Genomic DNA, 25075 nt, shown 5'->3' on the forward strand with positions numbered 1-25075 from the left:
GGACCTACTCCTCCTCCAGCACCGTGAACTCCAGCGCCAGCGGCTCAAACGCCTCAATCAGCTGCTCGATGAAGCCGGGATTGTTTATCAGAATGCTGAGCACGTTTTCGCTGCGCTCCTGCAAGCCGCCGCCGGGAAACAGCTTGTCCTTGAGCGCGGCCAGCTGGGTGTAGGCGGTTTCGTGCTTCATTTCGGCGGCTTTGCTCAGGCGCTTTTCGAGGCCGGCGAGGCCGGCGGCGGCTTTCTGCGCTTCGGCGGCCACGGTTTTCACCAGCGTGGGGTCGAGGCGCTGGGCCAGGTCCTGCACCTGCTGGAACGATGCAGCCAGGGCCTGCTGCTGCTCTTTCAGGCTGATTTCTTCCTGGCCCAGGGCCGCGCCTACCTGCTTCTTCAGCTCCGGCAGCGGCCGGAAAATCTCGTGCGTAGTCAGGCCCAGCTTTTTCAGCTTGCCCGCGTTGGCCCGGCTGATGTACTCGGCCGAGTTACGTGGCAGCACGATGGGGAAAGGCACGCCGAACGCCGCAAACACGTCCTTCAATTGAAACCAGTACGCCACCTCAGCCCCGCCGCCGATGTAGACCAAGTTCGGCAGCAGGATTTCCTGATACACCGGGCGCAGCACCACGTTGGGACTGAACTGTTCGGGGTGCGCCTTCGCCAAGGCCAGTAGTTCGGCCTGGCTGTGGCATTTCGCGGTGTTGCGAATGGTAACTTCCACGCAGTCGGCTCCGCTGGCGTCGGGTTCCAGGCGTTCGCGCTTGCCCTCGTCGGTGATGAAAAACAGGTTTACGGGCCGCGAATACACCTGCGGCTTGTAACCGGCGGCGGTCAGGCGGGCGTTGGTGGCCTGCACGGCGGCGTTGGAGGCGTGCGTTCCGATTTCTTTCTCCAGCAGCGGCACCAGGGCCTGTTTCAGGGCCGGGCGGTCGGCATCCAGCGTCACCAGACCGAACTCACCGAAGAGGGAATCGGCCAGCTTGCGGGTGGCTTCGGCCAGGGTTTTCGATTCGGAATAGGCCTTGTGGAAGGCGGCTGGTACCTCGGGCGGCAGCTGGCTTAGCAGCTGCTCGCTGAGGCCGTCGAGGGGCAGGCGGCCCACCGGGCCGCCGGTGCCGGCCGCGTCCCAGGCGTAGGTTTTGCCGAAGAGTGAGAAGTGGTTGATTTCGGCAAAATCATGGTCCTCCGTGGCCATCCAGTGCACCGGCACGAAATCATACTGCGGGTATTTCGCCTTCAATTCCCGGCTCAGCTTGATGGCCGACACGATTTTATAAATGAAATACAGCGGCCCCGTAAGCAGGTTGAGCTGGTGCCCGGTAGTCACGGTGAAGGTGGTGGGCTCGGCCAGCAGGAGCAGGCTGTTTTCGATGGCCGGCTCCGGGTCGGGGGCAAAGCCGTATTGGTCGCGCAGGGCCGCTACCAGCCGCTTGCGGGCTTCGGGCGAGTAGGCGGCTTTCTTTTCTTCAATTTGGGCGGCGAAGTTTTCGAGAGCCGGAAAGCGGTTGTAAAACGGGGCCAGGGCCGGGTTTTGGGCAATGTAATCGGTCAGCAGGCCCGAGAAAGCGCCGGTTTCGGCGTAGGGCAGCGTGGTACAACGAGTAGGCATGGGGGAAATACGAGCAAGGCCGGGTTCGGTATGAACCCTGGCCAATGGCAAAAGTCCGCACAAAACCCGGCCCCGGCCGAAAAGTTAAATCTTACGCTTATTCAGCCGCCCAAAACCGCATTTCGAGCGAGAGGCGCGTTTCATCCTCGTTCAAATTCACGGCCCCGCCGTGCAGCAGGTAGGGCGAGAAAAGCAGCACTTCCTCCGGCCCCGGGTTGGGGCGCAGCAGGTGCAGCGGCTGGGCCGAGGCCACCACGCCGGGCACGCTGTATTGCGCACCGTTGTACACGGCCCCGGCGTGGGTGCGCGTCAGCTGGTCCTCGGGCCACCAGTGCGAGCCGGGCAGCAGCGCCAGCGACGAATCGGCGGTGCTGCCCGCCAGCGGGAAATAGATATTGATGCCGTTACGCAGCCGGTCAATCCACACGTCGCGGTGCAACGGGTTGTTATCGGAGCGCCGGGGCCGCACGATGCGCAAGTGGAACTGCGCCCGGCCGAGGGCCGGGTTGTGGGCGCTGATGGGCCGGCCGCACAACTCCGCCACCCGCGCTTCGAGGGCGGCCACCGGCAGGGGCAGCCACGCCAGTGGGCAGGTGGTGGTTTGCTGCACCACGGCCAGGTGGCGGGCATCGTCGTCGCCAACCAGCCGGTGGTAATCCGTCACGGGCCAGTCGGCCGCGATGTCAAAGCCCGCGCCGCGCACGGCCGTGCGTATCACCTCAATCAGGCCTTCGCGCAGGGTCGCGTTTTCGGCCGGCGTGAGCCAGGGAGCTACCGTGTAGCCGGCTGCTGCCCAGGGCTGCGTGGCCGTGAGGTCGGTATCATTGGCCAGCAGGATTTCGGCCGCGCCGGGGCTGGCAGGGCCTTCCACATGGTATTCGATATCATGCTGGTTGAGACGAGCTTTCATGCGGAAATCTGTCGCGTCTTTATACCAAGTGGCCGTATAGGTCGAAATCCGAGGCCGAGTCAATCTTCACATTTGCAAAATCGCCCAAGCGCACAAACGTGTCCTTTTCCACCGCTACCAGCACTTCGTTGTCCACCTCCGGCGAATCAAATTCCGTGCGGCCCACGAAATGGCCGCTTTCCTTGCGGTCGAACAGCACCTTGTAGGTCTGGCCCACGCGGGCTTCGTTCAGCTCCATCGAAATGCCCTGCTGCAATTCCATGATGGCATCGGCGCGCTCCTGCTTCAGCTCTGCCGGTACGTCGTCCACCAGGGTGTGCGAGTGCGTGTTTTCCTCGTGCGAGTAGGTGAAAATACCCAGGCGCTCAAAGCGGGTCTCCTCCACGAAATCATACATCTCTTGGAAGTCCTTTTCCGTCTCGCCGGGGTGGCCGGCGATGAGCGTGGTACGCAGCGCAATGCCCGGTACGCGCTGCCGAATGGTATCGACCAGCTCAATGGTGCGGCGTTTGGTGATGCCCCGGCGCATGCTTTTTAGCATGGCATCGGAGCCGTGCTGCAAGGGCATATCCAGGTATTTGCAGATGTTTTCGCGCTCGGCCATCACATCCAGCGCATCCAGCGGAAACTGCGACGGGTAGGCGTATTGCAGACGAATCCAGTCGATGCCGTTCACGTCCGACAGGTTGCGGAGCAAATCGGCCAGCTTGCGCTCGCCGTAGGCTTCCAGGCCATAATACGTCAAATCCTGGGCAATGAGAATCAACTCCTTGGTGCCCATGCTGGCGAGGCGCTTGGCCTCCTTCACCAGGTCCTCAATCTTGCGGTCGACGTGCTTGCCGCGCATCAGCGGGATGGCGCAGAACGAGCAGGGGCGGTTGCAGCCCTCCGCAATTTTGAAGTAGGCGTAGTGCTTGGGCGTCGTAATCAGACGCTCGCCGATGAGCTCGTGCTTGTAGTCGGCGTTCAGCACCTTTAGCATCTGCGGCAGCTCCAGGGTGCCGAAATAGGCATCTACCTGCGGAATTTCCACCTCCAGCTCGTCCTTGTAGCGCTGCGAGAGGCAGCCCGTCACGTACAGTTTATCCAGCCGGCCGGCCTCCTTCTCATCCGCGTAGCGCAGAATGGTGTCGATGCTTTCCTGCTTGGCGTTATCAATAAAGCCGCAGGTGTTGATAATGACGATGTTGGCGTCGGACTTCTCGGCCTCGTGGGTCACGTCGAAGTCGTTGGCCTGGAGCTGGCCCATCAAAACTTCGCTGTCCACGATGTTCTTCGAGCAGCCGAGGGTGATGACGTTTACTTTATTGGTGGTCTGATTTCTAACCTTCATGAATCACAGAATTATCGGAACCTACCTGCTGAGATAGGTTGCATAGAATGCCCGCAGGCATAGATTGGTTCGGTTGTGCTTGATTTAGAGCGCCTCAAACTGCCGCAGGAAGCGCATGTCATTCTCCGTGAACAGGCGCAAGTCCTTAATCTGGTACTTGAGCATGGCGATGCGCTCGATGCCCATGCCCCAGGCGTAGCCGGAGTATTTCTCGGGGTCGATGCCAGCGTTTTCGAGTACGGCGGGGTCTACCATGCCGCAACCGCCGATTTCGACCCAGCCCGAGTATTTGCAGATGTTGCAGCCCGCGCCCTTGCAAATCAGGCAGGTAATGTCAATTTCGGCGCTGGGCTCGGTGAAGGGGAAGAAGCTGGGGCGGAAGCGGATGTTGATATCGGCCCCGAACAGCTCCTGCACGAAGTAATACACCGTCTGCTTCAGGTCGGCGAAGCTCACGCCCTCGTCAATGAAAATGCCTTCCACCTGATGGAACATCATGTGGGCGCGGGCTGAAATGGCCTCGTTGCGGAACACCCGGCCTGGCATCACGCGGCGGATGGGCAGGGGCTCGGTTTCCATCACGCGCACCTGCACGGTGCTGGTGTGGGTGCGCAGCAAGTGCGGCAAAGCCGGTGCGCCAGTGGCGGCTTCGCCAGTTGTTCCAGCGTTGGCCGCGCCGGCCGCGTGCGACACCGGGGCCACGAAAAACGTGTCCTGCATGTCGCGCGCCGGGTGGTTTTCGGGGAAGTTGAGGGCCGTGAAGTTGTGCCAGTCGTCCTCAATCTCAGGGCCTTCGGCCACGGCGAAACCGATGCGGCCGAAGATGCGCAGCATCTCCTCGCGCACCAGGCTCAGGGGGTGGCGGGTGCCCAGGGCGTTGGGCACCACGGGCAGGGAGTAGTCGAAATCGGGGTTGGCGGGGGCGTTGTCGGCCGCCGCTTCGGCGGCCTGCTGGGCCTCGTCGAAGCGGGCCTGGGCCTGCTGCTTCAGGGTGTTGAGCTGCTGGCCCACAGCACGTTTGTCTTCGGCAGGCACGGTCTTGAGCTGGTCGAACAAGTCGGCCAGCCGGCCCTTACGGCCGAGGTAGCTGATGCGAAAGGCATCGAGTTCGGCGGGATTATTCAGTTCGGCCGTTGTAATTTCGGCCGTCAGCGCGGCAATGGATTCCTGCATCATAGCCCGCAAAGTTACGGCAAGGCTCCGGCCCTGGCCGAACGTTTCGCAAACACATTCAGTTACGCCGTTTATAAACCACCCACGAAAATCTCCTGCCATGAAGCGCGCCCTATTTTTTTTACTTATCAGCGGAGGCTTAGTTACTTCCGCCGCCGCCCAAAGCGGTGGCTGGGACGCCCCGAGTGGCTGGGATACCCCCAAAAAAGCTCCGGCTAAGAAGACCACCAAGAGCAGCACCTCCACCGCGGCCGGCGCGAAAGCCACGCAAAACGGCGGCGCAGCCGCAGTAGCCCCCGAAGCTGCAGGTGCTATGCCGACCCCCGAGGCAACGCCCGCACCGGCTGCGGCCGATAAAGCTGGCTTTGGTGGCGGTGGCGGCAGCAGTGCCGGCGGCGTGGCCAGCGGCTCGGGCATTTCGGTAGCGCCTGGTGCCCCCGTTATCATGCGCGGCGGTCGTAGCGTGATGGCTGATGATGCTGCTGCCATGCGTGAGCGCCGCCTCAACCGCAAGCCGCGCCGCGACAAGCCGTGGCCTCCGCGCCCGGCTACAGCCCTCGCACCTGCCGCGCCAGCTCCTGCTGCTGCCGCCCCAGTAGCTGCTGAGGCTGCTACCGGCGCCGGCAATGCCGCCAACGGTGCCGAGATGGCTCCTACCGCTGCTGCACCCAAAGCCGGCACGCCCGCCAAGGCTCCCGCTAAGGCCGTTGCTCCCGCTCCTGCGCCTAAGAAAAAAGCGCCTGAGCCGCTGGGTTGGTAGTAGCCTGGCTGCGTTGCAGATAAAGCCTCCGGGTTTTTCTCTGCCTGGCATCAATTAGTATTAGAAAGCCCGGTTGTGCCCTGAAAAGGAACAGCCGGGCTTTTTTGCGTCCCGATTTTTCCTTGTGATAAAAACTGAACTGCGGTGCGGCAGCGGGCAAATGGCATTGGATGAGTAGTGAGCTTGGACCTTACCGCCGGGTTTCGCGTATGCCCGGAGCCGGGCTGCTTCGCAACGCTGGCGTTTTCCCTCACCACCCCCAATTCACGCTTATGATTCGTTCTGTTCTCACCCTGATACTGGCGCTGGCCATCGCGGCGGAAGCATCGGCCCAAACGGCCCCCGCGACCAAAACCGCCGCCCGCAAAACCACAACTACCCGCAAAACCACCGCGAAAAAGATGGTGACGCGCAATACCACCGCCCGCCCCGCGCCCGCCGAAACGGGCGGCCGTACCAAAACCGGCCCCGCTGGCAATGGCTCGGTAGGCTCCACGGAAAGCGCCGATGGCAAGGGCCAGAGCGTGTACGCCGCCCCCGGCATGCCCGTGAACGTGGACAACCCCAAGAAGGTAGAAGGCTACAATGGCCCGGCTCCCGCCCGCACCAAAAGCCGCACCACGCTCACGCCCCGGTAAACTCCCGGCTTCTGTCGATGAAACGGCCCGGTTGGTCCGCATTTGCGGGCTGGCCGGGCCGTTTTGCGTGGGCCGGGGAGGAAGCAGAAGAAGTTGGCACGCTTTTCGAAATGTACCCTGACAGCTAAACGAACCAACTTTTACTTCTCAACTTCTTTTTCCTTCAGCCATGTTCCGCTCCATCCTTACCCTCGCATTGTCGGTGTTCCTATTGGCTGAAGCCAGCGCCCAGACCACGCCCGTCGCCGCCAAAAAGAAGACCACCAAATCGGTGAAAGCCTCGGCCCGCGCCGCCAAAAAAGCCCGCCGCGTCGCCCTCAAAACCACCCCCACCACGCCCGTGATGAACGACGGCTGGCCTCCCCTCGAAACCACGCAAACGGCCGTGGCCACCACCACTCCCGCCACCGACGGCGGCTGGGGCCCGGCCTACCCCGCCGCCAGCACCTCGCGCGGCGAGATTGACAACGCCAACGTGTATGCCGCCCCCGGCATGCCGGTACACATGCGCACCAGCAACGGCATGGTGCCCTACAGCGTGCGCCCGCCCCGCAAGTCGGCCGCTACCCAAACCACGCTCGGCAACTAATTCGGCCCGGTGGCGGCCCGGTTGGGGAAATCCCGGCCGGGCCGCTTCTCGTATTGCCAGTCGGCTTCCGTCGTTCGACCTCACCCACTGCGGGCCGTGGTGCGTATGACGGGAGCCGGTTCGCTTTCGGACCCCGCCTAGGCGGCTACTTTTGTATCAGTTCACTTTTTTATTACTCCATCGATGTTCCGTTACTTTTTCGCCACGCTGCTGCTGGTCACCTTTGCCGTAACCGGAGCCAATGCGCAAACCAAAACCCGCGCCGCCCGCAAGAAAATTGCGCCTTACTCGGCGCGGGGCGCCCGTAAGGCCCCCAATATCAACCCCCACACCGGCAAGCCCTACGGCGCCGGCGTGCCCGAGGAAATCAAGAACGGCTCGATGTCGTACCTGGCCCCCAGCATGCCCATGCGCAAGCAGGTAGGCTACCAAAGCAACGGTGGCTACAACGACAACCGCACCCCGCGCCCCCGCTACGTGAAGCCCGCCAACAGCACCCTCACCCGCGACAGCAACGTGCCCGTAGCGCCCGGCAAAACCAAAGTAAAAACCAAGCGCTAGGCCTGGGTTTCCGAAGGGCATTTGCCAAAAAAAAGAACGGTCATGCTGAGCGCAGCCGAAGCATCTCTACCGCGTAACTAATCCTTACAATTGGATTACTACTGCGGTAGAGATGCTTCGGCTGCGCTCAGCATGACCGTTCTATATTTTCCAGGCAGTCCGGTAACCTGAAATCTACGCCGGTTCCGCCACGGTGGTGGCTTCGTAATAAAGCGTGTTGCAGTTTTCGGGACGCAACACCAGTTGGGCCATGGCGCGCACGTCGGCCACGGTCACGGCCTGGATGCGGCGGCTTTCGTCGTTCACCAAGTTAGCGTCGCCTTGCAGCTTGCTGTAGGCCAGGTTCATGGCGCGGTTCAGGAGGTCGATTTCACCGAACACCAGGCTGCTTTCGGCTTGGTTTTTTACTTTTTCGAGCTCGTGGGCGTCCACGTCCTGGGTCAGGAATTCGGCCACTACGGCTTCCACGGCGGCATCGGCGGCTTTAATATCCACGCCCTCGTTCAGCTTGCCGCTGATGACGAGCAGGCCAGGGTCGAGCGAGCCGGTGAGCGACGCCGAAATGTTGTTGAACAGCGCCTGCTCCTTCACCAGCCGCTGGTGCAACCGCGCCGATTTGCCGTGGCCCAGCATGTCGCTGAGCAAATCCACGGCGTGGTAGCGGGCATCGCCCCGGGCGGGCATGTGGTAGGCCTTGTACAGGGCGCTGAGGGGTACTTCCGCGTGGGCGGTGAGGTGCCGGGCTTCGGCCTGGGCAGGCTCCTGGGGCAGGTGGCGCTGGTAGGCCGGGCCGCCGGGAATGGGGCCGAACCACTTCTCGGCCAGTTGGCGCACGTCGGCGGCGCTCACGGCTCCGGCCACTACCAGTACGGCATTTTGCGGGGCGTAGTGCTTCTTGAAAAAGCCGCGCACGTCGTCCATTACGGCGTTTTCGATGTGCGCAATCTCCTTGCCGATGGTGTTCCACTGGTAGGGGTGGGTGTGGTAGGCGAGGGGCTTGAGCTGGAGCCACACGTCGCCGTAGGGCTGGTTGAGGTAACTCTGCTTGAACTCCTCCACCACCACTTTACGCTGCACTTCGAGGCCGTTTTCGGAGAAAGCCAGGTTCAGCATCCGGTCGCTTTCGAGCCAGAAACCGGTTTCGAGGTTGGCGGCGGGCAGCGAGAGGTAGTAGTTGGTGACGTCGGCCGAGGTGAAGGCGTTGTTTTCGCCTCCCACGCGCTGCAGCGGCTCATCGTAGCTCGGAATATTGACCGAACCCGAAAACATGAGGTGCTCAAACAGGTGAGCGAAACCGGTGTGCTCGGCGTCTTCATCGCGCGAGCCCACGTCGTACATCACGTTGAGCACGGCCATGGGCGTGCTGAAATCTTCGTGTACGATGCAGCGCAGGCCGTTATCGAGGGTGAATTCGGTGAAATGAATCATAGAGAAAGCAATGGAATGGGCTAAAGGTACGCGCCGCGCCCGAGGCTGTTAACCGAGGAAAAGCGCGGCGGGTTTGCGACTGCCCCGAAAACCTGCCGGTCTCAGAAACCGACCCTTCGGACACCCCGGCCCTTGCTGGTGCTACATGGGCATTCGGGTACCCAAAACCAGGTACACGAAACCGATACCTGTAGCGTTAGGAAAAACGGCACCCGGAAGTTTAGCCAGAAAAAAACGTCGTTGGTCGGGCAAAATAAGCCATTGGAGCACGAGCCAGGCTCTGACCTCGCCTTCTGCCGGACCTTTATTAGCTGCCCTTGCTCTAGCCCTATGCCCGAAACATTACCCGCCGTTGTGACCCTCGAAGCTCCTGCTACACTAGCCGAGGCCCAGGACCGCATCGCGGCTCTTGAGGCGGAACTGGCGCGGACCCGGGAACAAGCGGCGGCCGCCGCGCAGCAGCGCGATTTCCTCGAAACCATTCTGCACAGCCTGCCGGCCGAAATAGGCGTAGTGGATGCTGAGCTTCGCTTTCAGTACCTCAACCCGGCCGCCATGGCCGACCCCGCCGCCCGCCAGGCAGCTCAGGGCAAAACCCTGGCTGAGCTGTCCCCGCAGCCCGGCTGTCCGCCCGAATTCACCCCCAAGCTCCGCTCCCTGTTCGACCGCGCCTGCGCCGGCCAAGTGGTGGAGTGGACCGAAGTGGTAGCCAAGCCCACCGGCCCGCGCCATTTCCTGCGCCGCCTGCAACCGGTGTTCGGGCCGGATGGAGCGCTGGCATGGTTTATCGGCTACGGCCTGGATGTGACCGACCGCGAGCAGGCCCGCCAGGCTCTGGCCGACGAGCAGGCCTTCACGCGGCAGGTGCTGGACACCACGCCGAGCATGATTTTCGTGCGCGACCGGGCCGGCAAGTTTCTCTTTCAAAACCGTGCCATTCAGCAGCTTGAGGCTGCCGCCCGGCTGGAAGGCGATGCCGACAGCCGCCGCCGAACCCGCGACGCCGAGTTGGCCCGCTTCGCCGAAATTGATGCCCAAGTGATGGACGGCAACCGGGAAATAGTGGTGGAGGACTGCTTCACCCTGCCCGATGGCAGCGTGCGCTGGTACCACTCCACCAAGCGCCCGCTGCACCGCCCCGACGGTACGGTGCACGTGCTGGGCGTGAGCACCGACATCACCGAGCTTAAGGCCGCCCAGCTGGCCGCCGAAGCCGCCGCCACGGCCCGCCAGAACTTCCTGGCCAACATGAGCCACGAAATCCGCACGCCCCTCAATGGCGTGCTAGGCATGGCGGCCCACCTTACCAAAACCCCGCTCGACCCGCGCCAGCAGCAGCTCATCGACATCATGCAGCGCTCCGGGCAGCACCTGCTGAGCGTGGTGAACGATGTGCTCGACATGGCCAAAATCAGCTCCGGCAAGCTGGAAATGGAGCAGGTGCCTTTCAATCTCTGCGATTCGGTGAGCGCCGCGCTCCAGCCGCTGGCCTTGCAGGCTACCGAGAAAGGGTTGGTTTTCGAGGGTACTTCGCTGCGGGCGAGCTATCCCCAACCCTGGGTTATCGGCGACGCGCACCGCCTCAATCAGATTATCATCAACCTGGCCAGCAACGCGCTCAAGTTCACCGAGCGGGGCACCATCAATGTATCGAGCGAGCTGGTGGCGGAAACGGCTGATACGCTCACGGTGCAGTTCAGCGTGGCCGATACCGGCATTGGCATCGCTCTGGCTCATCAGGAGCGCATCTTTGAGAGCTTCACCCAGGCTTATGCCGACACCAGCCGCCAGTTTGGCGGTACTGGGCTGGGGCTGAGCATTGCCCGGGCGCTGGTGGCGCAGCTGGGCGGCGTGCTCACCATGACCAGCGCCGTGGGCCGGGGCACCACGTTTGTGTTCACCGTGACGCTGCCCAAGGCCCCGGTGCCAGCGCTGGCCCCGGCCTTCACCGCCGCCTACGACACCGGCCGGCTGGCTGGCGTGCGCGTGCTGATGGTGGAAGACAACGAAATCAATCGGGCCGTGGCCCAGATGACGCTGGCTCCCTGGGGCGTGGTGCTGGAAGAAGCCGTGGACGGCCCCGCCGGCCTGGCCTGCCTCGAAGCCAAACCCTACGACATCGTGCTGATGGACATCCAGATGCCCGGCCTGAGCGGCGTGGACGTGACCCGCCGCCTGCGCCAGCTGCCCGATGCGCGGCGGGCCAATACACCAGTTATCGCGCTTACCGCCAACGCTTTTCGCTCGGATGTGGAGCAGTACCTCGCCGCCGGCATGAACGATTACCTGGCCAAGCCCTTCGATGAGGAAGTGCTGTACCACAAGATGGTGGCCTTGCTGGATGCGCCAGCCGAGCCGCTCTACGACCTTACGCGCCTGCGCCGTCAGTCGCAGGGCCGCGCCGCGTTTGTAGGCCAGATACTGCGCTCCTTCCAGGCCAACATGCCGCTGAGCCTGACGCAGCTGCACGCCGCCGCCGCCGCCCGGCACTGGGCCCAGGCCGCCGAAATCGCGCATCACATCAAGCCTAATTTGCTGGCCCTGGGCGTGGCCGGCGTGGCCGCGCCGCTGGAAATCCTCGGTTTGGCGCATCCCAAGGCCACGCCGGGCACGTTGCCCGCGCCGGAGGTGCTGGCCGGAGCCGTGGAGCAGCTGGCCGCCGTGGTGGGCCGGGTGCTGACGGCCATGCCGGCCGAGCTCGCCGCGCTGGAAGCCGCCGCCTAAAGCGGGGCCAGCCGCCGCATCAGCTCGGCTTTGTGGAGCTTGCCCACGGGCACGGTGTAGGGGCCCAGCGTGAGCTGGTGGTCATCGATGGCGTCGATGCGGCGGGTGTTCACGATGTAGGAGCGGTGCACCCGCACGAAGTGGCTGAAGGGAAGCCGCTCTTCCAGGTTCTTGAGCGTGACGTGCACAATGTGCTTGTGCGTGGCCGTGACCAGCACCGAGTACGTGGACATGGCCTCGATGTAGTACACGTCATCGAAATTGATGCGCACTAGCTTGCCATTGACTCTGGCGAATACATTGGAATTTTCCATCCTGAGTGGCAGGGCGGGGGCGGGCCGTGGCCGTAAGGCACGTACTTGCTTCACGGCCTGTAGAAAACGGGCGTAGTCCACGGGCTTTACCAGGTAGTCGGCCACGGGCAGCTCAAAGGCCTCGGCGGCAAAGTTGTGGTGCGAGGTAACCAGCACAATGGCCGGCAGCGGCTGCGACAATATCCGAATCAGTTCCAGGCCGGTGAGGTTGGGCATCTCGATGTCGAGCAGCAGCAAGTCAATTGGCGGGTGCGTTTGCAGAAACTGCAGAGCCGTGAGGCCGTCCGGCAGCGTCGCGGCCAGTTCCAGGCCGGGCGTGAGGGCCACGAAATGCTCCAGGGCCAGGCGGCTCATCTCGTTGTCGTCGACGATGACGCAGGTAAGCGGTAGCAGGTCGGGCATAAAATATGGGCAGGGAAGGAGCTGCCTGGGTGGTAGTGGGTGCCAATAGCGGCAAATGGGCAGAGCTGTAAATCGTTGATTGTTAAACCGGATGGTTGTAAGTAAGCACGACTGTAGAATTATGAAAGCAGCACTAGCGGCTGTCAGGCCTCAAGGTGCTGATTTTCTTTTAGGATTCCTATGTTTTTTGCCCTTCCTCCTGTTTTCATCCACTGCTGCGCCACCATCCATAGAGCTGGCCCGCCGGTTTTCATAATATGATGAGAGGAAAAAGCCATGATGGAACTGCCGGGTAAAATTCGGCCGGGGTTCTGAGGGAATGATGAGGAAGGAAAAGCCCTGTGCAGATGCCCGCGCAGAAAGTAGCCCGGTGCGGGTCCTGCTTTCCTACCTTTGCCCACCCAACCCCACCCACTTAGTCATGACTTTTGACCGCCACGACCTCTCCAACGAAACCCTTTTGCACCTCTATCAGCACCTGCTGCGCCCCCGGCTGATTGAGGAAAAAATGCTGATTCTGCTGCGCCAGGGCAAGGTCAGTAAGTGGTTTTCGGGCATCGGGCAGGAGGCCATTTCGGTGGGCAGTACCCTGGCGCTGGAGGCCGATGAATACATTTTGCCGCTGCACCGCAACCTAGGCGTGTTCACGGGACGCGAGGTGCCGCTGGGTCGTCTGTTTGCGCAGTGGCAGGGCAAGCGCACCGGCTACACCAAGGGCCGCGACCGCAGCTTCCACTTCGGCACCAACGAGCACCACATCGTGGGCATGATTTCGCACCTCGGTCCGCAGCTGGCCGTGGCCGGCGGCATTGCCCTGGCCGATTTGCTCGATAAAAATCCCAAAGTGACCCTCACCTACAGCGGCGACGGCGGGGCCAGCGAAGGCGACTTCCACGAGGCCCTGAACGTGGCCGCCGTATGGCAGCTGCCGGTCATTTTCATGATTGAAAACAATGGCTACGGCCTGAGCACGCCCAGCAACGAGCAGTTCCGCTTCAAATCCTTCGTGGACAAAGGCCCCGCCTACGGCATGGAAGCCGTGCAGGTGGACGGCAACAACGTGCTGGAAGTGTACACCACCGTGAAGCGCCTGGCCGAAGACCTGCGCCAAAACCCGCGCCCCGTGCTGGTGGAAGCCCTCACGTTTCGGATGCGCGGCCACGAGGAAGCCAGCGGCACCAAGTACGTGCCCCAGAGCCTGATGGAAGAGTGGGCCGCCAAAGACCCGGTCGAAAACTTCGAGAAATGGCTGCTGGCCGAAGGCATTCTCACCGAAACCGCCAAGCACGGCATCCGCGAAAAAATCAAGGCCGCCATCGAAGCCGGCCTCCAGGAGGCCGACGCGGAGCCGATGCCCACGGCCGACATTCAGGAGGAAATTGCTGACATGTACCAGCCTTTCGACGCGCCCGCCACGGATGCGCCGAAAGATGGACCGACCCGCGAAATCCGCTTCATCGACGCTATTTCCGAGGGCATGAAGCAGAGCATGACGCGCTACCCCGAGCTCGTGCTCATGGGCCAGGACATTGCCGACTACGGCGGCGTGTTCAAAATCACGGACGGTTTCGTGGCCGAATTCGGCAAGGCCCGGGTGCGCAATACGCCGCTGTGCGAGTCGGCCATCGTGGGCATCGGGCTGGGTTTGAGCATCAAGCGCAAGAAAAGCATGGTCGAGATGCAGTTTGCGGATTTCGTGACCTGCGGCTTCAACCAGATTGTGAACAACCTGGCCAAGAGCCACTACCGCTGGGGCCAGAATGCCGACGTGGTGGTGCGCATGCCCACCGGCGCGGGTTCGGCCGCCGGCCCGTTCCACTCGCAGAGCAACGAGGCGTGGTTCACGCACGTGCCCGGCCTGAAAGTGGTGTACCCCAGCAACCCGCACGACGCGAAAGGGCTGCTCTGCGCCGCGTTTGAAGACCCCAACCCGGTGCTGTATTTTGAGCACAAGATGTTGTACCGCAGCCTGAGTGGCCCCGTGCCGGAGGCCTATTACACCACGCCCATCGGCCAGGCCGCGCTGGCGGCTGAGGGCAACGAAATGAGCATCATCACCTACGGAATGGGCGTGCGCTGGGCTCTGCAAACCTGCCAGGATTTAGGCGTGTCGGCCGATATTCTGGACCTGCGCACCCTGCTGCCCTGGGACCAGGAGGCGGTGCGCAAAACGGTGGAGAAAAACGGCCGCGTCCTCATTCTGCACGAAGACACGATGACCGGCGGTATCGGCGGCGAAATCGCGGCCTGGATTGGCGAGAATTGCTTCGAGCACCTCGATGCGCCCGTGCGCCGGGTGGCGTCGTTGGATACCGCCATTCCGTTTGCGCCGCCGTTGGAGGCGGCTTTTCTGCCCCAGCAGCGTCTGCGCGAGCAGGTGCAGGCCCTGCGTAACTACTAGCCGTTGGGTTGGCGCGGTTTTCGCGCGTGGCCCGCGTATCTTTCTCTTTCTGATTTAATTGGTTCTGCCTGCTTTGCGGTGAAATACTGTTTACCCTCCGTCGTGTTCCGGTCCCTGGTGGGCGTGCTGCTGCTGAGTGCGCTGGGCGGCTGCACGCTTTATCACAAGGTATTTCACCCGTACCGGCTGCCCACGCCCAAGCCGTCGCCGGAGTTTATTGCGCAGCAGAAAGAGAAGAAGGAGCACCAAAAGCTGCAGAACGACCTGGCCAAATCGGCCGCTTCGGCCAAGAAGAAAGCGGGCCCCGACGCGCCGGAAGCCGCCACCGATGTCTCCACGCCCAGCAACGACGGGGCCACGGCCAGCGCCAGCACTACCGCTGCCAAAGGCAGCGTGTACCCCGAGCGTTCCACGGTGCGGTACGACAAGCACGGGCTCATGAAAAAGCCCAAGCTGAACCGCCGCAAGCGCCACAAAGTGAGCAAGGGCTTCCATCCCATCGAGTCTATCCGCAACTTCTTCAAATACGGCCTCCATGCAAAACCCAACTACAGCCCCGACCACCGGCCGGCGCCCAAGCAGCCCAGCACGACGCCCGAACAGGAATTGCCCGATGAAGCCATGCCCACTCCAGCCCCAGCCGCGCCTGCTCCGGAGCCCGCGCCCACTGGCAAGCCTTAGCCGGCTGCTGGGCCTGCTGGCCGTAGCGGCATTTTTGCTGAATGCCGCGCCTGCCCAGGCTCAGATTGAGCGCGTGAAGCCCAGCAAAATAAAAGCCGCCAACCGCCGCGCCCTGCGCGAAGACCGCACCACCGATTCGCCCTATAAAGACAGCCACCTCGACGTGACCAAGGTGCAGCTCAAGCGCGGCCAAAGCACCCAAGCCGTACCCGAAACCCGCAAAGACCTCAACTACAAATCCGGCACCGCGCCCAACGTGCAGCCCCCCGGTTTCCTGGGCCTGCGCCGCCGAAAAACCACCCTGCAACGCCCGCCCAACCAAGCCAGTAGTAAGAAGGAAAAGGCCAACGAAAAAGAATGAGCCGCCCGGCGGGAATCTACTGGCCGTAAGTTGTTGTAGTGTACCCGCGCGCCAACCCGGCGCCATTCAGCCGGCCCCAAGTCTTCATCCAATCCAAAATATCGCAATGTCCACTCCCTGGCTTCCCCTCACCCAGTCCGACGAAATCATCCAGCTGGCCCAGGCCTCGCACGAGCAGCCGGTGCTCATTTTCAAGCACAGCACCACCTGCTCCATCAGCGCGGCGGCCAAGAGCAAGATTGAGCGCCAGTGGGCCGATAGCGGCCTCGACCTGCCCATCTATTACCTCGATTTGCTGCGCTTCCGGCCCCTGTCGGCCCAGGTGGCGGAGCAGTTCAGTATCCGCCACGAGTCGCCGCAACTCCTGCTCATCCAGGCCGGCGAATGCACCTACGACGCCTCGCACATGGGCATCCGCCTCGCCGATGTGAAGCAGGCCGTACAAGGCTAGCAACCAATAGTAAATAAGTGAACGGCTACCCGGTTTCATGCGTTGAAACAGGTAGCCGTTCACTCATTTTAAACCCTTGACTATTTGTACTCGAACACGATGTTTTGCCGCACGTCCGGGTGCAGGCTCAGGCCTACCGGGCAGGTGTGAGCCGAGCGTTCCAGCAAGGTGCGTTCAGTAAGCGCCAGGGTGGCGGGCAGTGTAAACGTCACGTCGATTTGGGCAATGCGGCGCGGAGCTTCCGTGCTCATGTGCTTCACCACGGCAAAGGTGCTGCCCACCAGGTCCCACTGGTGGCGCTCGGCCACAATGCCCATCACCGTCATCATGCACGAGCCCAGGGCCGTGCTCACGAGGTCGGTGGGGGAGAAGGCTTCGCCCCGGCCGTGGTTGTCGGTAGGAGCGTCGGTTTGAATTACATTGCTTGAGGCAACGTGTGTGGCTTCGGTGCGGAGGTGGCCCGCGTAGCGGGCAGTGGCGGTGTTCATTAAGTCAGGAAGTTACCTTTACGAAGTTGTTTGTTCTTTCGCTAATTTACGTATTACTTGGTGCGCCGCGTTTTCGGCGTCGGTTCGGGTCCCTTTTCGGTTAAAGATTATGCGTTTTTTTCCTGCACCTACCTACCGCTGGGGCCTGCTGGCTGCCGGCCTGCTCACGGCCGCCGGCGCGCAAGCCCAGGACCGTGCTGCACCGGCCGCCACCACCACGCCCGCCCCGCCTTCCCGCTCCGCGTCGGCCCCGCTGCGCTCGGACATGCTTTCCGACGCCCCTTCCGATGAGCAGTCGTACCAGAAGGAATTCGTTTTCGGGGTGAACTTCAACACCCAGGGCGGCCTGCTGGGTGGCGCGTCCATCCGCTCCACGCGCGTGCTGGAAGGCCGCCTGCTCCGCTTCTGGAGCCTGGAGGGCGTGATGCTGAAAAACAACGACAAGGAAGAGCGTTACAATACGCTGATTGGCGGCACCTACATCAACCGCAAAACCAATTACGGGTTCGTATTGCGGCCTTCGGTGGGTGTGCAGCGCATCCTGTTCCGCAAGGCTGCTGATGCCGGCGTGCAGGTAAATGCCTTGTTGAGCGCAGGTCCATCATTCGGCCTGCTGATGCCTTACTACATCAGCTACGACCGCACGGCCACGCGCACGAACGTCATCAATCTCTCGACCGATGAAATTGTGAACGAGCAGTACGACCCCTACAAGCATACCATTGTGGGCGCGATTCTTGACCACGGCCCCTTGTTCAGCGGCATTGGCGAAACCAAGGTGGTGCCCGGCTTCCACCTGCGCGGGGCCCTCAGCTTCGAGTACGGCCGCTACCGCGATGCGGTGACGGGATTAGAAGCGGGCTTTCTGGTCGAAGCCTTCACCAAGCGCATGGTCATGCTCAGCCCCAGCATTCTGTCCGACACCGATGTGCTGAACCGCAAGTTCTTCCCCTCGGTGTACCTGACGCTGTATTTCGGGCACCGCTCGTAAGGCTTCGCTCAATGAAGAATTGAGAATTAGGAATGGAGAATTCGGACTGGGACGTCGCCGGATAGGCGAGGCGCATCAATTGCGCCGTAAATTTGTTAGTGCTTAGTATCGAATGGGCCGAGGGTAATTCCTCCTTCTTCATTCCTCATTCCTCATTGAAACAATGATTGATTTGCCCGTTATCCAGCCCGAAACGGCTGCCCCCGCCCGCCCCCGCAAGCCCGACTGGCTGCGCGTGAAGCTGCCCGTGGGCGAAGAATACGCCGCCGTGCGCCGCCTCGTCGACGAGCACAAGCTGCACACCATCTGCGAGAGCGGCAACTGCCCCAACATGGGCGAGTGCTGGGGCGCGGGCACGGCCACGTTCATGATTCTGGGCAACATCTGCACCCGCTCGTGCTCGTTTTGCGCCGTGGCCACCGGCCGCCCCACCGAGTACGACCTCGACGAGCCCCGCCGCGTGGCCGAGGCTATCAAGCTCATGAAGGTGAAGCACGCCGTGCTCACCTCTGTAAATCGCGACGAGCTCAAGGACCGCGGCGCCAGCGTGTGGCGCGAAACCGTGGTACTCACCAAGCAACTCAGCCCCGAAACCACCATCGAAACCCTGATACCGGACGTGAAAGCCAACTGGGACGCGCTCGATGTAATGATTTCGGGTGGCCAGGAAGTGATTTCGCACAACGTGGAAACCGTAGGAAGCCTCTACCGCCTCGTGCGCCCGCAGGCCCGCTACGACCGCAGCTTGGAGCAAATCCGCCGCACGAAGCAGGCCGGCCACCGCACCAAATCCGGCATTATGCTAGGCCTGGGCGAAAAGCCCGACGAACTGTACCAGGCCATGGACGACCTCGTGGCCAATGGCCTCGACATCCTCACCCTCGGCCAGTACCTGCAGCCCACCAAGCGCCACCTCGAAGTAGCCGAGTTCATCACCCCCGACCAATTCGCTCACTACAAAGAAGAAGGCTTGCGCCGCGGCCTGAAATACGTGGAAAGCGGCCCGCTGGTGCGCAGCTCCTACCACGCCGAGCGCCACGTGAACGTGCCCGTGTAAAGGCATTTGAGTGGACCGGTGTAGCTTAGGCCAAAAATCTGCTTATGGCCTTTTTTACTGCTGCTGGTCGCTTACGTCGGCGAACTTATTTTCTGCGAGTGCTGGCGCTCTACGCACTGGCTATGCTGGTTTATGCCCTGCCTGGGCTGCTGTACGCCGTTCAGGTACCATCATCGGTGGCGTTACTGGCGTTGGGCGGCTTTTTGGTCATTTTCTACTTGGTACTCATACAGGTCTTGCTGCGCCTGCACGACCTGAACCTAAGCAGCTGGTGGAGTCTGATAATGCTGCTGCCAGTAGTGAGCTACATTTTGGGCGGTGGTCTGCAATTTGTGCAGGGCACTATTGGCCCCAACCGGTTTGGGCTCGACAGCAAAAGACCTCATCTATTGCCGCCAGCTGTCACTGTAGTTGATTTAGAGGTGAACTAAACTTCACTGAACAAACAAAAAAGCCCCTTCCGTCTACGGAAGGGGCTTTCTTATAGCCGAAGCACGAATGCTATTACCGGCGGGCGTTGTTATCCTGCGGCGGGTAGGTGCTCAGAATGCCGTTCACGATGCGGTGGGTTTCCACTTCATCAATGGTGTTCTGGTTGACCTGGGCCTGGCCGGTGCCACGCCACGCCAGCTCCTTGCGGTGAGCGTCGATGATGTCAATTACCACGGTGCCGGCCTTGTACTGCGTCACGGGCGAATAGCCGCGGTAGCCGCCGTAGCCGTAGCCATAGGGGTAGCCCATGCCATTGTAGTAGGGCGAAACCTGCTGCTTGTCCTCCACGCGGGCGCTGTAGGCCACGTAGATATCGGGCGCGGTGGTTACTTCGGTCAGGCCTTTCTGGGTCATTTCCGAAGCCACGGCGGCCCGCATCCTTTTGTCGAGGAAGGACTCGTAGCCTTTGGCCGGGCCACCCTCGGCATCGCGGGGCTGCTGCGGGTACCAAGCCCAGGTTTTGAAAGCCCGGAAATTCACAGCGTGGTCAAAATCATTGGTCACGCCTACGCGGGAGGCCGTGGTGCAGCCGCTGGGACTCAGCAGCAACACTAAGCTGGCGGCAACCAAGGCCACCGGATGGGCCAGAAAACGGGTGATGCGATTCATAAAAAGGAAGAAGGAAGACGGGTGTATTAATGCCCCTAAAAAGCCGTTTATCAGGATAAATGGGCTGTTTTTAGCGGCTGTGATAGTAACGGAAAAGAGGGTTGCGGCGTTCCATTTTTATGGGGCTGGGCCGGGGGGTAAGCGGATGCAAATAAGAAGACAAAATATTGACATCACCGGAATTTGTCCTACCTTACCTCCAAAATCCCCACCCTTGCTTTTTCCTAGTTGATGAAAAGAACTGCCCTACTCTTTTTGGCTGTCTCCAGTCTGTTTGCTGCCTGCACCTCCACCCGCGACGAAATGAGCAAGGCGGCCGCCGACCGTACCCCCGTAGCGCACAACACCATTGTGGACTGCCCCGTGTACGATGGCATGAAAAAAACGTCCACTGTGCTCGCCCAAACCACCAGCGGCAACGAAGTGCAGGTGACCGATACCATCAACGCCTATTTCGTGCGCGTCCGCCTCGATAAGGACGGCCAGACCAAAGTAGGCTACATGGACCGCCGCTGCTTCGGCGAGCGCGGCAACGAGCGCGGCAACCGCAAATAGCCACGACCCGCGCACTCGCGCGCTGTTTTTAACTTCTCTGCAAATGCAAAAAGCCCGATTCATCGAATCGGGCTTTTTGCGTTGGGAGTCGGCCGCAGTTAGTACGACGGGCCTTTGTCGGCCTGGACCAGCTCTTCCTGCTGGTCGGCGTATTCTTCCATCGGCGTGCAGCTGCAAATCAGGTTGCGGTCGCCGTAGGCCGAGTCGATGCGGCTGACGGCGGGCCAGAACTTATTGGCGCGCACATACTCCATGGGGTACACGGCCTGCTCGCGGGTGTAGGGGCGGGTCCACTCGTGTACGAGGACGGTGGCGGCGGTGTGCGGGGCGTGCTTGAGCACGTTCTCCTTCGCATCGGCTTTGCCCGATTCCACGTCGGCGATTTCCTTGCGAATGGAAATCATGGCGTCGCAGAAGCGGTCGAGCTCGGCTTTGCTTTCGCTTTCTGTGGGCTCAATCATGAGCGTGCCGGCCACGGGGAACGACACGGTGGGCGCGTGGAAACCGTAGTCCATCAGGCGCTTGGCGATGTCTTCTACTTCGATGCCGGCCTTTTTGAAGTGGCGGCATTCCAGAATCATCTCGTGGGCGCAACGGCCGTGGCTGCCGGTGTAAAGCACCGGGTAGTGCGCTTCGAGGCGGGCCTTGATGTAATTGGCATTGAGAATAGCTGTTTCAGTAGCGCGCTGCAGGCCGTCGCCGCCCATCATCGAAATGTAGGCGTAACTGATGGGCAGGATGCTGGCCGAACCCCACGGCGCGGCCGAAACCGAGCCATTCACACGGCCTTCTACCGGAATTACGGCGTGGCCGGGCAGGTAGGGGATGAGGTCGGCTACTACACCGATGGGGCCGATGCCGGGGCCGCCGCCGCCGTGGGGGATGCAGAAGGTTTTGTGCAGGTTGAGGTGGCACACGTCGGCCCCGATGGTGGCGGGGGAGGTGAGGCCCACTTGGGCATTCATGTTGGCCCCGTCCATGTACACGCGGCCGCCGTGGCTGTGAATGGTGGCGCAGATGTCGATGATGGTTTCCTCGTACACGCCGTGCGTGCTCGGGTAGGTCACCATCAGGCAGCTCAGGTTGGCGGCGTGCTGCTCGGCTTTGGCCTTGAGGTCGGCCACATCAATGTTGCCGTCTTCGGTGCTTTTCACCACTACCACTTGCATGCCGGCCATCACGGCCGAAGCAGGGTTGGTGCCGTGGGCCGAGGCCGGAATCAGGGCTACGGTGCGGTGGTGGTCGCCGCGGGCATCGTGGTAGCCTTTGATTGCCAGTAGGCCGGCGTACTCGCCCTGCGCGCCCGAGTTGGGCTGCAGGCTCACGGCCGCGAAGCCGGTGATTTCACACAGCCAGGCTTGCAGGTCCGAGAAAATCTGCTCGTAGCCTTTGGCCTGCTCGATGGGAGCGAAAGGATGAAGGCCGCCGATTTCGGGCCAGGTCACCGGAATCATCTCGGCGGTGGCGTTCAGCTTCATGGTGCAGGAGCCGAGCGCAATCATGGAATGAGCCAGGCTCAAATCCTTGTTTTCGAGCTGCTTCATATAACGCAGCATCTCGTGCTCGGCGTGGTGCGTGTTGAACACGGGATGCGTGAGGTACTCGCTGCTACGCACCAGCGCGGCAGGAACGTGCAGCTCGGCGGCTTCCACGGTTTCGGCCAGCTGGTCGGCTTCCTTGCCCAGCACTTTGGCAAACACGTCCAGAATGTCGGCCACGTCGTGCAGCTCGGTGTTCTGGTTCAGCGAAATGCCGACGCGCTGCTCTTCGAAATAGCGGAAGTTGAGGCGGGCGGCTTCGGCTTCTTTCTTCAGCGCCTGCGCCAGTTCGGCACTTTCGAGGCGTAGGTTCAGGGTGTCGAAGTAAGATGTGTTGGTTTGCTCTACGCCCAGCTTTTTCAGGCCGGCTTCCAGGGTTTGGGCCAGCAGGTGGGTGTTGGTGGCGAACTGCTGGAGGCGCTGCGGGCCGTGGTACACGGCATACATGCCGGCCAATACTGACAGCAGCACCTGCGCGGTGCAGATGTTGGAGGTCGCTTTTTCGCGGCGAATGTGCTGCTCGCGGGTTTGCAGGGCCATGCGGTAGGCCTTGTTGCCGGCCGCGTCGATGCTCTGGCCGATGAGGCGGCCGGGAATAACGCGTTTGAACTGCTCTTTGCAAGTGAAGAAACCGGCGTGGGGGCCACCGTAGCCCATCGGCACGCCGAAGCGCTGGGAGTTGCCTACGCACACATCCGCGCCCAGCTCGCCGGGCGAGGTGAGCAGCGTGAGGGCCAGCAAATCAGCCGCCATCACCACAAAAACGTTGTTTTTCTGCGCCTGGGCGATGAAATCTTTGTAGTCGAACACCTCACCATCGGCGGCGGGATATTGCACCATCGCGCCGAAGAAACCTTCGTTGCTGAGGTCAACTTGGCGGTGGTCACCCACTACCAGCTCGATGCCGACCGGGGTGGCGCGGGTGCGCAACAGGTCGATTGTCTGGGGCAATACCTGCTCCGATACGAAGTATTGGTTCGCGTTTTTCTTCTTGGTCTGGCTGTGCAGCATGTGCATAGCTTCGGCGGCAGCGGTGCCTTCGTCCAGCAGGCTGGCGTTGGCGATTTCGAGGCCGGTGAGGTCAATAACTACCGTTTGGTAGTTGATGAGAGCTTCGAGGCGGCCCTGGGCAATTTCGGCCTGGTAGGGCGTGTAGGCGGTGTACCAGCCGGGGTTTTCCAGAATGTTGCGCTGGATAACGGGGGGCAAAGTCGTGTCGTGGTAACCGAGGCCGATGTAGGACTTGAACACCTGGTTCTGACCGGCAATCTGCTTGAATTTCGCCAAAAAAGCCCGTTCGCTGAGGGCGGCGGGCAGGTCGAGCGGTTTCTTTAGGCGGATGGCGGGCGGCACGGTTTCGGCGATGAGCTGCTCGATGCTGTCCACGCCGATGGTGCGGAGCATCGCCGCCTGGGCATCGGCCCCGGGCGCGTTGTGGCGGGCTTCAAAAACGTCGACTGGCGAGAATTTCAACGACATAAAGACGGGAATAGGTTGGTGGGGAGCCGGTTAGGCGGGTGGGTTTTTGGATTCAGATTCCTTAACAAAGGTACGCCCGAAACGTCCCGGCGAACTGTGGGAAAGCCGTAATTTTGGCCGGCTATCTGGTTTGATGGCGCGTCATGGTGCCGTTGAACCCGCTTGTCATCCTGAGCGCAGCGAAGGACCTTATCACGTTCGCATCGGTTGAATTAGTGCAAACTGTTCAGTGGTGATAAGGTCCTTCGCTGCGCTCAGGATGACAGATGTTTTCCCGCTTCTCACCCAATTCCCACCCCACCCCATGTCCCTCACCATCGGCCTCATCCGCGAAGGCAAAACCCCGCCCGACAAGCGCGTGCCCCTCACCCCCAAAAAGTGCGTCGAGGCGCAGACCAGCTTCCCCGGCCTGCAAATCGTGGTGCAAAGCAGCCCCATCCGCAGCTACGCCGACCAGGAATACCGCGACCTGGGCCTGGAAGTGCGCGACGACCTGAGCACATGCGACGTGCTGATGGGTGTGAAGGAGGTGCCCGTCGACCAGCTCATTCCCAACAAAACCTACCTCTTTTTCTCACACACCGTGAAGAAGCAGCCCGCCAACCGCAAGCTGCTGCAAGCCGTGCTCAAAAAGAACATCACCCTGATTGACTACGAGCTGCTGACCAACGCGCACGGCGAGCGCATTGTGGCGTTCGGGCGCTACGCCGGCATCGTGGGGGCCTATAATGGCCTGCTCACCTACGGCCGCAAGCACGGCCTCTACGACCTGAAACCCGCCTACCAATGCGTGGACATGGACGACATGCAGGAGGAGTTTTTCAAAGTAAAAAAGCTGCCGCCCATCAAAATGGCCATCACTGGCAGCGGGCGTGTGGCGCAGGGCGCCCTGGAGGTGCTCGACCGCATGGGCATCCGGCGGGTGAGTGTGTACGATTATCTGTACCTCGATTTCAACGAGCCGGTGTACACCCAATTGCGCAGCTCCGACTACAACCGCCGCCGCGATGGCCGCGTGTGGGATACCCAGAATTTCCACCAGCACCCCGAGGAGTACGAGTCTACGTTCGGCAATTTCCTGCCCGTCACTGACCTGCTCATTGCCTGCGCCTACTGGCACCCGGCCGCGCCGCTGCTTTTCACCGAAGCCGACACGCGCCGGCCCGATTTCCGCATCAACACCATCGCCGACGTGACGTGCGACGTGAACGGCTCGGTACCCACCACCAAGCGCAGCAGCACCATCGCCGAGCCAGCTTTCGACTACAACCCCGCCACTGGCGAGCTGGAGCCGCCCTACTCGCGCCCGACCAACATCACCGAAATGGCCGTGGATAACCTGCCCTGCGAGCTGCCCCGCAACGCCAGCCGCGACTTCGGCCGCCAGCTCATCGACAAAGTGCTGCCCCACCTGCTGGGCCCCGATGCCGAGGGCGTGATTGCCCGTGCCACCATCGCCAAGGGCGGCCAGCTCACGGAGCGGTATCAGTATCTGGCCGACTACGTGGCCGAAACGGCCAGCGTGTAGTTTAGC

At 61.7% G+C, this 25075-nt stretch carries 24 protein-coding genes; 14 read left to right on the forward strand and 10 right to left on the reverse strand.

Features of this window, described 5'->3' with window-relative positions; translation table 11 throughout:
* Window positions 1-4: 4 nt before the first annotated feature.
* The 4 genes from bshC to pheS all read right to left on the reverse strand — a co-directional run bounded on the left by bshC (window position 5) and on the right by pheS (window position 5022).
* Complete coding sequence (bshC, locus tag AAFH49_RS00430) at window positions 5-1606, reverse strand: bacillithiol biosynthesis cysteine-adding enzyme BshC (RefSeq protein ID WP_342295151.1); 1602 nt, start codon at window positions 1604-1606, stop codon at window positions 5-7.
* 97 nt (window positions 1607-1703) lie between these two features.
* Window positions 1704-2516, reverse strand: a complete 813-nt coding sequence (locus tag AAFH49_RS00435) for a phytanoyl-CoA dioxygenase family protein (protein ID WP_342295152.1) — start codon at window positions 2514-2516, stop codon at window positions 1704-1706.
* A gap of 19 nt (window positions 2517-2535) precedes the next feature.
* A complete protein-coding gene (gene rimO / locus AAFH49_RS00440; RefSeq protein WP_342295153.1) occupies window positions 2536-3849 on the reverse strand; it encodes a 30S ribosomal protein S12 methylthiotransferase RimO in 1314 nt (437 codons plus the stop codon).
* An 84-nt stretch (window positions 3850-3933) separates the two neighbouring features.
* A complete protein-coding gene (gene pheS, locus AAFH49_RS00445; RefSeq protein WP_425293309.1) occupies window positions 3934-5022 on the reverse strand; it encodes a phenylalanine--tRNA ligase subunit alpha in 1089 nt (362 codons plus the stop codon).
* A gap of 100 nt (window positions 5023-5122) precedes the next feature.
* Here pheS and AAFH49_RS00450 point away from each other — a divergent pair, with 100 nt between their 5' ends.
* The 4 genes from AAFH49_RS00450 (at window position 5123) to AAFH49_RS00465 (ending at window position 7570) form a co-directional block, all read left to right on the forward strand.
* Window positions 5123-5782 carry a hypothetical protein gene (locus tag AAFH49_RS00450; RefSeq protein WP_342295156.1) on the forward strand — a complete coding sequence of 220 codons (660 nt, stop codon included), beginning with the start codon at window positions 5123-5125 and terminating at the stop codon, window positions 5780-5782.
* A 272-nt stretch (window positions 5783-6054) separates the two neighbouring features.
* On the forward strand, window positions 6055-6420 hold the full coding sequence (locus tag AAFH49_RS00455; protein ID WP_342295158.1) for a hypothetical protein: 366 nt from the start codon (window positions 6055-6057) through the stop codon (window positions 6418-6420).
* A 169-nt stretch (window positions 6421-6589) separates the two neighbouring features.
* A complete protein-coding gene (locus AAFH49_RS00460; protein ID WP_342295160.1) occupies window positions 6590-7009 on the forward strand; it encodes a hypothetical protein in 420 nt (139 codons plus the stop codon).
* A gap of 183 nt (window positions 7010-7192) precedes the next feature.
* Window positions 7193-7570: a hypothetical protein gene (locus AAFH49_RS00465; protein WP_342295162.1), complete on the forward strand. Its 378-nt coding sequence runs from the start codon at window positions 7193-7195 to the stop codon at window positions 7568-7570.
* A 174-nt stretch (window positions 7571-7744) separates the two neighbouring features.
* On the opposite strand, the gene AAFH49_RS00470 is transcribed toward AAFH49_RS00465, so the two are convergent.
* A complete protein-coding gene (locus AAFH49_RS00470) occupies window positions 7745-8998 on the reverse strand; it encodes a M16 family metallopeptidase (RefSeq protein ID WP_342295163.1) in 1254 nt (417 codons plus the stop codon).
* Between the two features lie 330 nt (window positions 8999-9328).
* Here AAFH49_RS00470 and AAFH49_RS00475 point away from each other — a divergent pair, with 330 nt between their 5' ends.
* The gene (locus AAFH49_RS00475; protein ID WP_342295164.1) at window positions 9329-11722 is read left to right on the forward strand and encodes an ATP-binding protein; all 2394 of its coding nucleotides are present in this window, start codon (window positions 9329-9331) and stop codon (window positions 11720-11722) included.
* Here AAFH49_RS00475 and AAFH49_RS00480 read toward each other — a convergent pair.
* Both AAFH49_RS00480 and AAFH49_RS00485 read right to left on the reverse strand, forming a co-directional pair.
* Window positions 11719-12438, reverse strand: a complete 720-nt coding sequence (locus AAFH49_RS00480) for a LytR/AlgR family response regulator transcription factor (protein WP_342295166.1) — start codon at window positions 12436-12438, stop codon at window positions 11719-11721. The genes AAFH49_RS00475 and AAFH49_RS00480 overlap by 4 nt on opposite strands.
* Window positions 12439-12581: 143 nt before the next feature.
* A complete protein-coding gene (locus AAFH49_RS00485; RefSeq protein WP_342295168.1) occupies window positions 12582-12716 on the reverse strand; it encodes a hypothetical protein in 135 nt (44 codons plus the stop codon).
* Between the two features lie 143 nt (window positions 12717-12859).
* Here AAFH49_RS00485 and AAFH49_RS00490 point away from each other — a divergent pair, with 143 nt between their 5' ends.
* The 4 genes from AAFH49_RS00490 to ytxJ all read left to right on the forward strand — a co-directional run bounded on the left by AAFH49_RS00490 (window position 12860) and on the right by ytxJ (window position 16332).
* Window positions 12860-14839, forward strand: a complete 1980-nt coding sequence (locus tag AAFH49_RS00490) for an alpha-ketoacid dehydrogenase subunit alpha/beta (protein WP_342295169.1) — start codon at window positions 12860-12862, stop codon at window positions 14837-14839.
* A gap of 102 nt (window positions 14840-14941) precedes the next feature.
* Window positions 14942-15520: a hypothetical protein gene (locus AAFH49_RS00495; protein ID WP_342295172.1), complete on the forward strand. Its 579-nt coding sequence runs from the start codon at window positions 14942-14944 to the stop codon at window positions 15518-15520.
* Window positions 15453-15881 (forward strand): hypothetical protein, encoded by a 429-nt coding sequence (locus AAFH49_RS00500; protein ID WP_342295175.1) that lies wholly within the window; start codon window positions 15453-15455, stop codon window positions 15879-15881. Before AAFH49_RS00495 ends, AAFH49_RS00500 begins: the two co-directional genes overlap by 68 nt.
* Before the next feature lie 106 nt (window positions 15882-15987).
* Window positions 15988-16332: a bacillithiol system redox-active protein YtxJ gene (gene ytxJ, locus AAFH49_RS00505; protein ID WP_342295176.1), complete on the forward strand. Its 345-nt coding sequence runs from the start codon at window positions 15988-15990 to the stop codon at window positions 16330-16332.
* Window positions 16333-16412: 80 nt separating this feature from the next.
* Here the strand turns inward: ytxJ and AAFH49_RS00510 are convergent, their stop codons facing one another.
* Window positions 16413-16820, reverse strand: a complete 408-nt coding sequence (locus AAFH49_RS00510; protein WP_342295179.1) for an OsmC family protein — start codon at window positions 16818-16820, stop codon at window positions 16413-16415.
* 109 nt (window positions 16821-16929) lie between these two features.
* Between AAFH49_RS00510 and AAFH49_RS00515 the strand changes: the two genes are divergently transcribed.
* The 3 genes from AAFH49_RS00515 (at window position 16930) to AAFH49_RS00525 (ending at window position 19299) form a co-directional block, all read left to right on the forward strand.
* Window positions 16930-17811 (forward strand): hypothetical protein, encoded by an 882-nt coding sequence (locus AAFH49_RS00515; RefSeq protein WP_342295181.1) that lies wholly within the window; start codon window positions 16930-16932, stop codon window positions 17809-17811.
* 163 nt (window positions 17812-17974) lie between these two features.
* The gene (gene lipA, locus AAFH49_RS00520) at window positions 17975-18868 is read left to right on the forward strand and encodes a lipoyl synthase (RefSeq protein ID WP_342295184.1); all 894 of its coding nucleotides are present in this window, start codon (window positions 17975-17977) and stop codon (window positions 18866-18868) included.
* 44 nt (window positions 18869-18912) lie between these two features.
* On the forward strand, window positions 18913-19299 hold the full coding sequence (locus tag AAFH49_RS00525; protein WP_342295186.1) for a DUF805 domain-containing protein: 387 nt from the start codon (window positions 18913-18915) through the stop codon (window positions 19297-19299).
* 73 nt (window positions 19300-19372) lie between these two features.
* Here AAFH49_RS00525 and AAFH49_RS00530 read toward each other — a convergent pair whose 3' ends face one another.
* Window positions 19373-19969, reverse strand: a complete 597-nt coding sequence (locus AAFH49_RS00530) for a DUF4136 domain-containing protein (protein WP_342295189.1) — start codon at window positions 19967-19969, stop codon at window positions 19373-19375.
* Window positions 19970-20200: 231 nt separating this feature from the next.
* On the opposite strand from AAFH49_RS00530, the gene AAFH49_RS00535 reads away from it, so the two are divergent.
* A complete protein-coding gene (locus AAFH49_RS00535; RefSeq protein ID WP_342295192.1) occupies window positions 20201-20524 on the forward strand; it encodes a hypothetical protein in 324 nt (107 codons plus the stop codon).
* 98 nt (window positions 20525-20622) lie between these two features.
* Here AAFH49_RS00535 and gcvP read toward each other — a convergent pair whose 3' ends face one another.
* Window positions 20623-23541 carry an aminomethyl-transferring glycine dehydrogenase gene (gcvP, locus tag AAFH49_RS00540; RefSeq protein ID WP_342295194.1) on the reverse strand — a complete coding sequence of 973 codons (2919 nt, stop codon included), beginning with the start codon at window positions 23539-23541 and terminating at the stop codon, window positions 20623-20625.
* 304 nt (window positions 23542-23845) lie between these two features.
* On the opposite strand from gcvP, the gene AAFH49_RS00545 reads away from it, so the two are divergent.
* On the forward strand, window positions 23846-25069 hold the full coding sequence (locus AAFH49_RS00545) for an NAD(P)-dependent oxidoreductase (RefSeq protein ID WP_342295195.1): 1224 nt from the start codon (window positions 23846-23848) through the stop codon (window positions 25067-25069).
* Window positions 25070-25075 lie beyond the last annotated feature (6 nt).

Origin of the sequence: Hymenobacter segetis, from assembly GCF_038448715.1 — a bacterium.
In the GTDB taxonomy this organism is placed as follows: domain Bacteria; phylum Bacteroidota; class Bacteroidia; order Cytophagales; family Hymenobacteraceae; genus Hymenobacter; species Hymenobacter segetis.

Coding starts and splice junctions, on each gene's coding strand:
- bshC (WP_342295151.1), bottom strand. CDS start 1,606: ATGCCTACTCGTTGTACCACGCTGCCCTACGCCGAAACCGGCGCTTTC.
- AAFH49_RS00435 (WP_342295152.1), bottom strand. CDS start 2,516: ATGAAAGCTCGTCTCAACCAGCATGATATCGAATACCATGTGGAAGGC.
- rimO (WP_342295153.1), bottom strand. CDS start 3,849: ATGAAGGTTAGAAATCAGACCACCAATAAAGTAAACGTCATCACCCTC.
- pheS (WP_425293309.1), bottom strand. CDS start 5,022: ATGCAGGAATCCATTGCCGCGCTGACGGCCGAAATTACAACGGCCGAA.
- AAFH49_RS00450 (WP_342295156.1), top strand. CDS start 5,123: ATGAAGCGCGCCCTATTTTTTTTACTTATCAGCGGAGGCTTAGTTACT.
- AAFH49_RS00455 (WP_342295158.1), top strand. CDS start 6,055: ATGATTCGTTCTGTTCTCACCCTGATACTGGCGCTGGCCATCGCGGCG.
- AAFH49_RS00460 (WP_342295160.1), top strand. CDS start 6,590: ATGTTCCGCTCCATCCTTACCCTCGCATTGTCGGTGTTCCTATTGGCT.
- AAFH49_RS00465 (WP_342295162.1), top strand. CDS start 7,193: ATGTTCCGTTACTTTTTCGCCACGCTGCTGCTGGTCACCTTTGCCGTA.
- AAFH49_RS00470 (WP_342295163.1), bottom strand. CDS start 8,998: ATGATTCATTTCACCGAATTCACCCTCGATAACGGCCTGCGCTGCATC.
- AAFH49_RS00475 (WP_342295164.1), top strand. CDS start 9,329: ATGCCCGAAACATTACCCGCCGTTGTGACCCTCGAAGCTCCTGCTACA.
- AAFH49_RS00480 (WP_342295166.1), bottom strand. CDS start 12,438: ATGCCCGACCTGCTACCGCTTACCTGCGTCATCGTCGACGACAACGAG.
- AAFH49_RS00485 (WP_342295168.1), bottom strand. CDS start 12,716: ATGGCTTTTTCCTCTCATCATATTATGAAAACCGGCGGGCCAGCTCTA.
- AAFH49_RS00490 (WP_342295169.1), top strand. CDS start 12,860: ATGACTTTTGACCGCCACGACCTCTCCAACGAAACCCTTTTGCACCTC.
- AAFH49_RS00500 (WP_342295175.1), top strand. CDS start 15,453: ATGAAGCCATGCCCACTCCAGCCCCAGCCGCGCCTGCTCCGGAGCCCG.
- ytxJ (WP_342295176.1), top strand. CDS start 15,988: ATGTCCACTCCCTGGCTTCCCCTCACCCAGTCCGACGAAATCATCCAG.
- AAFH49_RS00510 (WP_342295179.1), bottom strand. CDS start 16,820: ATGAACACCGCCACTGCCCGCTACGCGGGCCACCTCCGCACCGAAGCC.
- AAFH49_RS00515 (WP_342295181.1), top strand. CDS start 16,930: ATGCGTTTTTTTCCTGCACCTACCTACCGCTGGGGCCTGCTGGCTGCC.
- lipA (WP_342295184.1), top strand. CDS start 17,975: ATGATTGATTTGCCCGTTATCCAGCCCGAAACGGCTGCCCCCGCCCGC.
- AAFH49_RS00525 (WP_342295186.1), top strand. CDS start 18,913: ATGGCCTTTTTTACTGCTGCTGGTCGCTTACGTCGGCGAACTTATTTT.
- AAFH49_RS00530 (WP_342295189.1), bottom strand. CDS start 19,969: ATGAATCGCATCACCCGTTTTCTGGCCCATCCGGTGGCCTTGGTTGCC.
- AAFH49_RS00535 (WP_342295192.1), top strand. CDS start 20,201: ATGAAAAGAACTGCCCTACTCTTTTTGGCTGTCTCCAGTCTGTTTGCT.
- gcvP (WP_342295194.1), bottom strand. CDS start 23,541: ATGTCGTTGAAATTCTCGCCAGTCGACGTTTTTGAAGCCCGCCACAAC.
- AAFH49_RS00545 (WP_342295195.1), top strand. CDS start 23,846: ATGTCCCTCACCATCGGCCTCATCCGCGAAGGCAAAACCCCGCCCGAC.